This window comes from Gelidibacter sp., assembly GCF_035515035.1.
Lineage (GTDB): Bacteria > Bacteroidota > Bacteroidia > Flavobacteriales > Flavobacteriaceae > Gelidibacter.
In genome coordinates, this window is sequence record NZ_DATJCA010000132.1 from 1 (window position 1) to 8,939 (window position 8,939).

Genomic DNA, 8,939 nt, shown 5'->3' on the forward strand with positions numbered 1-8,939 from the left:
GATTCAAGATTCAAGATTCAGGATTCAAGATTCAGGATTCAAGACAAAACAGAAAATCATCTACTTTGAATACATAAGAACAACAATCAATATAGAAATGACCATATTTTTTTTTAAAAACCCGAAACAAGAAACAAGAAACAAGAAACAAGAAACAAGAAATCTGAAACCTGAAAGATTGTTTTGTACCTTTACATTTGGTTAAAAAAAACGAAAACTCTATGCAATTATCTAAAGAAGACCTATTGGCAAAAGCGAATAGTGCCAGTAAAAACACCTTAATGGAAACCCTAAATATCGAAATGATCGACTACGGTCCAGATTTTTTGGTGGCGAGAATGCCAGTCAACTCCCGAGTTTATCAACCTGATGGTGTGCTTCATGGCGGTGCTACAGCCGCGTTGGCTGAAAGTGTAGGCAGTTTTGCATCACATATTTTTCTGGATACTGAGAATTCATTCGTCCGCGGACTTGAGATAACCGCCAATCATTTAAAATCGGTTAAAGAGGGCTATGTTTATGCCAAAGCGACCTTTCTTCACAAGGGCAGAACCACCCAACTACTGGATATAAGAATTACTGATGATCATGACAACTTGGTCTCCATTTGCAGGTTGTCAACCATTACTTTACCAAAAAATAAATAGGATGGCCATGGATCACTTTTTTGAGCAGATCAAAAAACAATATCATGATCAGTTGCCTTTTGTGGTTTACAAAAAACCGAATGCCTCAGAATTGAAGCGGATGTTTCAAAATAATGATGCGCTGCAAATTGTTGTTGATTATACTGAAAGCGGATTTGTATTTGCACCTTTTGATAGCAGGCAAGATGCCTTTATCCTTCCCCTAGAACATGCGGAGTTCATTTCTGTTGAATTTGATGAAAAGGATTTTTCCGAAGGTAAGATTGGTGACCTCAAAACCACTGGCATCACCAACCGTAATAACGATTCACAGATGTTATCGCATATAAAAAAAGTAGCATATGGAATTGCTGCGATAAAAACCGGCTGTTTTTCAAAGGTCGTACTTTCAAGACGAGAACGGGTTGAGAATGTAGAAACACATCCCATTGAAATTTTTAAACGACTATTACAACGCTACCCAACTGCATTTGTTTATTGTTGGTACCACCCAAAAGTTGGTTTATGGCTGGGAGCAACGCCTGAAACTTTATTGAGCGTGAGAGGAATCCAATTAAAAACGATGTCTTTAGCGGGCACTCAAGCTTTTGAAGGAACCACCGAAGTAGTTTGGAAAGAAAAGGAAAAGGAAGAACAGCAAATTGTCACTGATTTTATTGTTGAAAGTCTCCGAGAATCTCTTGGTAACCGATTATCTTACAGTGACGTCATGAGAGTTTCTGAACAAAAAACCGTGAAAGCTGGAAATCTCTTGCACCTTCAAACGGAGATTTCGATGCAGTTATCACCTGAAACAAGAACCCTGAAACCAATTTTGGAGGCTTTGCATCCCACCCCCGCAGTATGTGGCTTTCCGAAAGAAAAAGCGAAAGCGTATATTATTGAAAATGAAGGTTACCCTAGGGAGTTTTATGCCGGATTTATGGGCGAATTACATCTGAAGGAAACCATAGCAAGAAACCCCAATAGACGTAATGTAGAAAATAATGCTTACAGGGCTCAAAAATCGATCTCTGATCTTTATGTGAATTTGCGTTGCATGAAAATGCAAGATCAAAATGTCTTTGTTTATGTTGGTGGAGGTATCACAAAAGATTCTGATCCCTTGGCGGAATGGGAGGAAACAGTGCATAAATCCAAGGTTATTAAGAGTGTGCTGGAGTGGTGAAAGACGATGAGGAATTAGGAATTTGGATTAGGTCCAATTGTAGGTTAAGACGGTTTATTGTATTAAAGAGTAAAACAATTCTTAAGATAAGGTTTTTTAATATCCGAGAAAATCTTTGGGTAAGTTTTTAAGTCAACAATTTGTCTATAATCTAAAAGTTATGTTATAAGTTCCACAAATGTTGACATGAGCTCTATAATGGAACTAATTAGTCTTTAAAAAGATCAACCATATTTAAGATGGCTCAATTGGATGCGTGGCTGGAATTTAAAATTTGATACTTCAGATTTGTAAATTTTTGATTTGGAGTTTTTCGATCACCAATTTTTCATTTAGCTCTCCTATTTTCGTATTTTTGCAACAAGATTATCCATGAATGAAATATCCTAGAATTCCGCTGGCACAGACCGTTATTCAGTTGTGTAAAGCAAAAAACATAAAACATATTGTCATCTCACCTGGCAGCAGAAATGCGCCTTTGACCATTGGTTTTTCCAACGATCCGTTTTTCAAATGTTATAGTATTGTAGATGAGCGCTGCGCGGCATTTTTCGCCGTTGGTATTGCCCAGCAGATTGAGGTCCCTGTGGTGGTGGTCTGTACTTCCGGCAGTGCATTGCTCAATTATTATCCAGCAGTTGCGGAAGCATATTATAGTGAAATTCCATTAATCGTTCTTTCGGCAGACCGGCCAAAACACCTTCAAAATATAGGGGACGGGCAAACCATCAATCAGAAAAATGTTTTTGAAAATCACATTCTTCATTCGGCAAATTTAAAATTGGATTTAAAGGACGAACTGAATATTCCCGTCACTGAGGACATTCCCATTTTTAAGAATATTGAAGATAAACTAGAGCGTTTATTAGGGCTCCAAAAAGATATCCAAAAGTTTAATGAGCTAGAATTGAACGATGCCATTAACAAATCAATCTTTAAAAAAGGACCGGTCCATATCAACGTGCCCTTTGATGAGCCGCTTTATGAGATGGTGGACACCTTAAAAGTATCACCAAAAAACATTCCTATTGAATTTGAAGAACCTAAAATGGATTCTTATATCATGGATCAATGTTTGAACGATTGGCGAAAGGCAAAACGAAAAATGGTTTTGGTAGGCGAATACGCACCAAATAAAATTGAGCAGAAGTGGTTGAATTTATTGGCAAAAGATGACAGTGTTATTGTCCTGACGGAAACCACTTCCAATTTAGACCATGGCGCATTTATCACAAGTATTGACAAGTTGATTGCACCCCTCAAAAAGGACGAGTTTATAAAACTTCAACCGGAAATTCTCATCACTTTTGGTGGCATGGTAGTTTCCAAAAAAATTAAATCCTTTCTAAGGGAATACCAACCCAAAGAGTATTGGCATATTAGTGAAACCAGGGCTTATGATACTTATTTTTGCCTGACTCAGCACATTAAAGAAACTCCCAATTATTTTTTCAGTGAGTTTTTGCCAAAGGCTCCTCAAGTAACAAGTTCGTACAGAAATTATTGGACGGGAATAAAAATGGAGCGAAATAAGAAGCACAACAGTTTTTTGGAGAAAATTTCGTTTTCTGACTTCAAGGTTTTTGACACCCTTTTTAAGACACTTCCAAATGATACTATTTTACAGGTAGGGAACAGTTCCGCCATTAGATATGCGCAACTTTTTGACATTCATAAATCCATTGAAGTTTACTGCAATAGAGGCACCAGCGGGATTGATGGGAGTACATCAACCGCAATTGGATGTGCAGTGGTCCATAAAAGACAAACTAATTTTATTACGGGCGATTTGAGTTTCTTTTATGACAGCAACGCACTTTGGAACAATTATATTCCGGATACTTTTAGAATAATTGTCATCAATAATGGTGGCGGTGGTATTTTTAGAATCCTCCCAGGACATAAAAACACGGAAAATTTCGATACTTTTTTTGAAACCAAGCATAAATTATCGGCGCAACATTTGGCTGAAATGTATAATTTTAAATATAAAAAAGTAGCCTCCCATAATGATTTGACCATGGCACTCAATTCTTTCTACAAAGAAAGTAAGGGACCTAAAATACTCGAGATCAATACCGCAGAACAAGCTAACGACGAAGTCCTGCTAGAGTATTTTAAGTATCTTAAATAATCAATAAATCTGAGTGTTATTTTTTACGGAGATGTTAAATTTTAGTATATTGAGACCTTAATTAAGTAACTAAAAACTTTTCAATAATGAGTAAAAGAGATGAATTAATTACAAAGTATGCAGCCGACTTAAAAGAGAAATGTGGGGTAACTCCTGACATGGATTTATTGACCAAGGTAACCATTGGTTGTGGTCCATCAATTTACAACGCGGACTCATCAACAGTTTCAGCAACTGATCCTAATGAAATTGCAACCGTTAAAAACAACTTTTTAATCAAGAAACTTGGATTGAAAGATGGTCCAGAATTAGACAAAGCCATTGATTCAGTGATGGAAAAATATGGTAAATCCAACAGAAATAAGTACAGAGCTGTGGTCTATTATTTATTGACAACGCACTTTAAAAAAGAAGCGGTTTACAAATAATAAGTACCAACCTTAAAATTCAAAAAGCGTTACTTCTGAAATTTCAGAACAGTATCGCTTTTTTTGTAGGATAAACACGAATATACTTACCTTTGCACCATGATACATATTGGAGAATATAATACCTTAGAAATAATTAGAGAGGCTGAGCAAGGCGTTTATATTGCTGATACCGAAGGCAACGAGGTGTTGTTGCCAAATAGATATGTTCCTGAAACTTATAAGATTTGGGATAAAATTGAAGTATTTGTTTATTTAGATAATGAGGAACGTCTTGTTGCGGTAACTGACAAGCCGTACATAACACGCGGCGAGTTTGCAATGCTGCGCTGCAATCAAGTTACTGACCATGGTGCATTCTTAGATTGGGGCTTGGTAAAAGAACTTTTCTGTCCATTTAAGGAGCAAGCTTTTAAAATGAAAGCAGGCGGTTGGTATTTGGTGCATTGTTATTTGGATGAAAAAACGGGTCGATTGGCCGCGTCGAGCAAAACCAATCACTTCTTGGATAATAAAGAGCTGACGGTGACTCAATTTGAAGAAGTGGACGTTATCATTTCGCATCCTTCAGAAATTGGAATGAATGTCATTGTCAATAATAAACATGCGGGATTGATCTTTCAGGATGATATTTATAAGGAATTGAGCATTGGTGATCGCATGAAAGGTGTGGTCAAAAAGATCAGACCTGACAATAAACTGGACATCACTTTAGAGCAGATAGGTTATCGAAAAATTGAACCAAATGCTGATGCCATTATGCATGAATTGGAAGACAATGGCGGTTATCTCAAATTAACCGACAAATCAGATCCAGAGGACATTAAGGCAGTATTACAAATGAGTAAGAAGACCTTCAAAAAAGCCATTGGGACTTTATATAAACAACGATTAATCGAAATTAAGGAAGATGGAATCTATCTTATTTAAGTCATTTCAAAAAATATCATAAATGAGTCAAATTAACTGGGAAACTGTAAAGGAATACCAAGATATCACCTATAAAAAGAGTAATGGGGTTGCCCGAATAGCGTTCAACAGACCGGATGTTAGAAATGCATTTAGACCCAAAACTACGAGTGAACTATACGATGCGTTTTACGATGCCAACGAAGATGTAAATATTGGTGTGGTATTATTATCTGCTGAAGGACCATCGTCTAAAGATGGCGTTTATTCCTTCTGTAGTGGAGGCGATCAAAAGGCTAGAGGAAAGCAGGGTTACGTAGGTGAGGATGGGTATCACCGTTTAAACATCTTGGAAGTTCAACGTTTGATCCGTTTCATGCCAAAGGCGGTTATTGCCGTGGTTCCTGGATGGGCAGTTGGAGGTGGGCACAGTTTACATGTGGTGTGTGATCTCACTTTAGCGAGTAAGGAACACGCTATTTTTAAACAAACAGATGCCGATGTAACCAGTTTTGATGGTGGTTATGGCTCTGCCTATTTGGCAAAAATGGTGGGTCAGAAAAGAGCTCGGGAAATCTTTTTCCTAGGAAGAAACTACTCTGCACAAGAAGCCTATGAGATGGGGATGGTGAACGCCGTAATTCCGCATGCCGAATTAGAAAACACAGCTTATGAATGGGCACAGGAAATCTTAGGGAAATCACCCACTTCTATAAAAATGTTGAAGTTCGCCATGAACTTAACTGATGACGGGATGGTAGGCCAACAGGTTTTTGCAGGAGAAGCAACACGTCTGGCCTATATGACAGAAGAAGCCATTGAAGGACGCAATGCTTTTCTGGAGAAGCGGAAGCCCAATTTTGAAAAAAAATGGATTCCATAAACCACCCAAAATTTTAGAATGGAAAGATTAAAATTGTGGTTTTCAGCGTTCAGATTACGAACGTTGCCATTATCTATTTCAGGAATTGTCATAGGAAGTTGTTTTGCCGTTTACAACGGATTCTTCAATCCCTTCGTTTTTATTTTGGCGTTATTGGTAACACTAGCCTTGCAAATTCTCTCAAATTTGGCCAATGATTATGGAGACGGGACCAAAGGTACTGATAATGAAAATAGAGTAGGGCCCATGCGTGCAGTCCAGAGTGGAAAAATCACGCCAGAACAAATGTTTGATGCGTTGAAAATCAATGTCATGATTGTGATCTTCCTGACGGTACTCCTCATTTATACTGCTTTTGGGCATCGTTACTTTTTTTATTCGCTCTTCTTTTTTGCCCTTGGGGCACTCTCAGTTTATGCGGCCATGAAATATACCATGGGAGATTCCGCCTATGGGTACAGAGGATTAGGTGATATTTATGTGTTTGTTTTCTTCGGATTGGTGAGCGTGGTTGGAAGTTACTTCCTGTTTGCCAAACAATTGGATCATATTGTGGTCTTCCCTGCAATTGCAGTGGGTCTCTTGAGTGTAGGTGTCCTTAATCTAAATAATATGAGAGATATTGAGTCGGATAAACTGTCTGATAAAATTACTACTGCAGTCAAGTTAGGAAAGGATAAATCTAAGAAATACCATTTATTGCTGGTCATGGGCGCCATGGTTGTAGGACTTATATTTGCTATTTTATATTATACGTCGCTTTGGAACTTTCTCTTTCTTCTCGCTTATATACCGCTAACGCTTCACATAAAAAAGATTGCAAAAGCTGAGAAGTCTTCCGATTTCGATTCGCAATTAAAAGTGTTGGCATTATCTACATTTTTATTTTCTCTGTTATTGGGAATTGGATATATTCTATAAATAAAAATCGGTTGATGTTTGGTGATCAGGGATTTATACAGTATATTACACTGTAATTTTTAAACCAACATTCATTTTCTTAATCAGTTGGTTATAAATTTGGGGCTTTAAAACTCAGGCAGATTGTTAAATATGTCTGAGTTTTTTTAGTGAAACCCTATTTTGAAAAGTATGAAATGTGCATTCAAAATAGTTGGTTGAACTAACCCGCCGAAGGACGGAGTCTCAGGATGGAATGCCGAATTTAGTTCGAATATCTCCGATTTCTTAATTCGATGTTGTAATCCAGAAACTACGCAATCAAAATAGTAGTTAATCCCAATATTTTTTGAAAGTCAGTCAAATTTCATCCCACGTCCATCGTACCCATATAGTTCTTCCTGAAACCCCACTTTTTATCCCCCAAAAATGGAGTCGTTCATAAATATTTTGAATATATTTAAGTCGTTCAAAAATTAATTCAACAAATTTCAAAAAATCATGAAAATTACATATTACGGTCACTCCAGTTTAGGAATTGAAGTCAATGAAGTCAACATTTTAGTAGATCCTTTTATTTCAGCCAATGAAAAGGCGTCTCATATTGATATCCATACTTTAAAGGCCGATTATATTCTTTTAACCCACGCACATCAAGATCATGTTTTAGATGTAGAAGCAATAGCCAAGCGCACCAATGCCATGATTGTGTCCAACTTTGAAATTGCTACTCATTTTGAGGCAATGGGTTTAGAAGTGCATCCAATGAACCATGGCGGAGCATGGGATTTTGAATTCGGAACGGTCAAATATGTGACTGCTATCCATACCTCGTCATTTGCGGATGGCAGCTATGGTGGGCAACCGGGAGGATTTGTTATTGAAGGCGAACGAAAAAATATCTATATCGCAGGAGATACTGCGTTGACCATGGATATGAAATTAATCCCCATGCGACTGAAGCTCGATTTGGCAATTCTACCAATAGGCGATAACTTTACCATGGGCGTAGATGATGCCATCATTGCCAGCGATTTTCTCCAATGTGATAAAATAATGGGGTATCATTATGATACGTTTGGCTATATCGAAATTGATCATGAAGAAGCTAAGCGCAAGTTTTTTGATAAGAATAAGGATTTGATGTTGCTTGAAATAGGTGAGGGGATAGAGTTGTGATGATCACCTCACCTCACTTCGTAAAAGATACCAATGCAAAAACTTTGGTACAAAGCGTTTTAAATAAACTCCCAAAATCTCGGTTTTACCAATATTAACTTCAAACTTTTCTTTTTCAATCGCTTTGAGCATGCGTTTGGCAAAGACCTCCACGTCCAATCCATTTTGAGTGGATTCGTCTTGGTATTGTTGTTGGCTACCATTTCCCGTTAGGGCATTTCTGGCCACATCAGTATTGACAAAGCCTGGACAGATCATGGTCACTTTGATGTTGTCTTTGGAATGTTCCAATCTTAAGGTGTCAAAAAAGCCGTGTAGGGCATGCTTGGCCCCACAATAGCCTGATCGAAGCGGACTGCTGAATTTCCCCATCACACTTGATACGGTTACAAATTGGCCGGATTGACGTGCCACAAAATGCGGCAATAGGGCTTTTGTAATTGCAACCGTACCCAAATAATCGATGTCCATAAGTTTTTTGTACACTTTAATATCGGTATCAATGACCAAAGACCGCTGGCTGATGCCACCATTATTGATAAGGATATCCACGGTGCCAAAGCATTGAATAGCTTTTAGTGCTATAGGTTCCATCTGATTATAATCTGCCAAATCAAATGCTAGAATGGCAACGTGCTCTGGATTTTTACATAGTTGTTTTACGGCTTCCAGCGCATCTTTACGTCTTGAT

The 8,939-nt window shown here is 37.8% G+C and carries 10 protein-coding genes; 9 read left to right on the top strand and 1 reads right to left on the bottom strand.

What is annotated here, in order from left to right:
• From VLZ86_RS10895 to VLZ86_RS10935, 9 genes are all read left to right on the top strand, one after another.
• Window positions 1-205: hypothetical protein (locus tag VLZ86_RS10895; RefSeq protein WP_325451219.1), on the top strand; the 205-nt coding region annotated here is incomplete at its 5' end.
• 16 nt (window positions 206-221) lie between these two features.
• Entirely contained in the window at window positions 222-647 is a 426-nt protein-coding gene (locus VLZ86_RS10900) for a PaaI family thioesterase (protein WP_325451221.1), read from the top strand.
• A 7-nt stretch (window positions 648-654) separates the two neighbouring features.
• A complete protein-coding gene (locus VLZ86_RS10905; RefSeq protein WP_325451223.1) occupies window positions 655-1,815 on the top strand; it encodes a chorismate-binding protein in 1,161 nt (386 codons plus the stop codon).
• 376 nt (window positions 1,816-2,191) lie between these two features.
• Complete coding sequence (gene menD, locus VLZ86_RS10910; RefSeq protein ID WP_325451225.1) at window positions 2,192-3,949, top strand: 2-succinyl-5-enolpyruvyl-6-hydroxy-3-cyclohexene-1-carboxylate synthase; 1,758 nt, start codon at window positions 2,192-2,194, stop codon at window positions 3,947-3,949.
• A gap of 86 nt (window positions 3,950-4,035) precedes the next feature.
• Window positions 4,036-4,377 carry a DUF2853 family protein gene (locus VLZ86_RS10915; protein ID WP_325451227.1) on the top strand — a complete coding sequence of 114 codons (342 nt, stop codon included), beginning with the start codon at window positions 4,036-4,038 and terminating at the stop codon, window positions 4,375-4,377.
• A gap of 99 nt (window positions 4,378-4,476) precedes the next feature.
• The gene (locus VLZ86_RS10920; protein WP_325451229.1) at window positions 4,477-5,307 is read left to right on the top strand and encodes a CvfB family protein; all 831 of its coding nucleotides are present in this window, start codon (window positions 4,477-4,479) and stop codon (window positions 5,305-5,307) included.
• A gap of 22 nt (window positions 5,308-5,329) precedes the next feature.
• The gene (locus VLZ86_RS10925) at window positions 5,330-6,169 is read left to right on the top strand and encodes a 1,4-dihydroxy-2-naphthoyl-CoA synthase (protein ID WP_325451231.1); all 840 of its coding nucleotides are present in this window, start codon (window positions 5,330-5,332) and stop codon (window positions 6,167-6,169) included.
• Between the two features lie 18 nt (window positions 6,170-6,187).
• On the top strand, window positions 6,188-7,090 hold the full coding sequence (menA, locus tag VLZ86_RS10930) for a 1,4-dihydroxy-2-naphthoate octaprenyltransferase (protein ID WP_325451233.1): 903 nt from the start codon (window positions 6,188-6,190) through the stop codon (window positions 7,088-7,090).
• Window positions 7,091-7,570: 480 nt separating this feature from the next.
• Window positions 7,571-8,248: a metal-dependent hydrolase gene (locus VLZ86_RS10935; RefSeq protein ID WP_325451235.1), complete on the top strand. Its 678-nt coding sequence runs from the start codon at window positions 7,571-7,573 to the stop codon at window positions 8,246-8,248.
• A 3-nt stretch (window positions 8,249-8,251) separates the two neighbouring features.
• On the opposite strand, the gene VLZ86_RS10940 is transcribed toward VLZ86_RS10935, so the two are convergent.
• The coding region (locus tag VLZ86_RS10940) for an SDR family NAD(P)-dependent oxidoreductase (protein WP_325451237.1) at window positions 8,252-8,939 on the bottom strand (688 nt) is incomplete at its 5' end.

Bases quoted from the DNA above. Each gene is read 5' to 3' on its own strand.
- VLZ86_RS10900 (WP_325451221.1), top strand. From the start codon at position 222: ATGCAATTATCTAAAGAAGACCTATTGGCAAAAGCGAATAGTGCCAGT.
- VLZ86_RS10905 (WP_325451223.1), top strand. From the start codon at position 655: ATGGATCACTTTTTTGAGCAGATCAAAAAACAATATCATGATCAGTTG.
- menD (WP_325451225.1), top strand. From the start codon at position 2,192: ATGAAATATCCTAGAATTCCGCTGGCACAGACCGTTATTCAGTTGTGT.
- VLZ86_RS10915 (WP_325451227.1), top strand. From the start codon at position 4,036: ATGAGTAAAAGAGATGAATTAATTACAAAGTATGCAGCCGACTTAAAA.
- VLZ86_RS10920 (WP_325451229.1), top strand. From the start codon at position 4,477: ATGATACATATTGGAGAATATAATACCTTAGAAATAATTAGAGAGGCT.
- VLZ86_RS10925 (WP_325451231.1), top strand. From the start codon at position 5,330: ATGAGTCAAATTAACTGGGAAACTGTAAAGGAATACCAAGATATCACC.
- menA (WP_325451233.1), top strand. From the start codon at position 6,188: ATGGAAAGATTAAAATTGTGGTTTTCAGCGTTCAGATTACGAACGTTG.
- VLZ86_RS10935 (WP_325451235.1), top strand. From the start codon at position 7,571: ATGAAAATTACATATTACGGTCACTCCAGTTTAGGAATTGAAGTCAAT.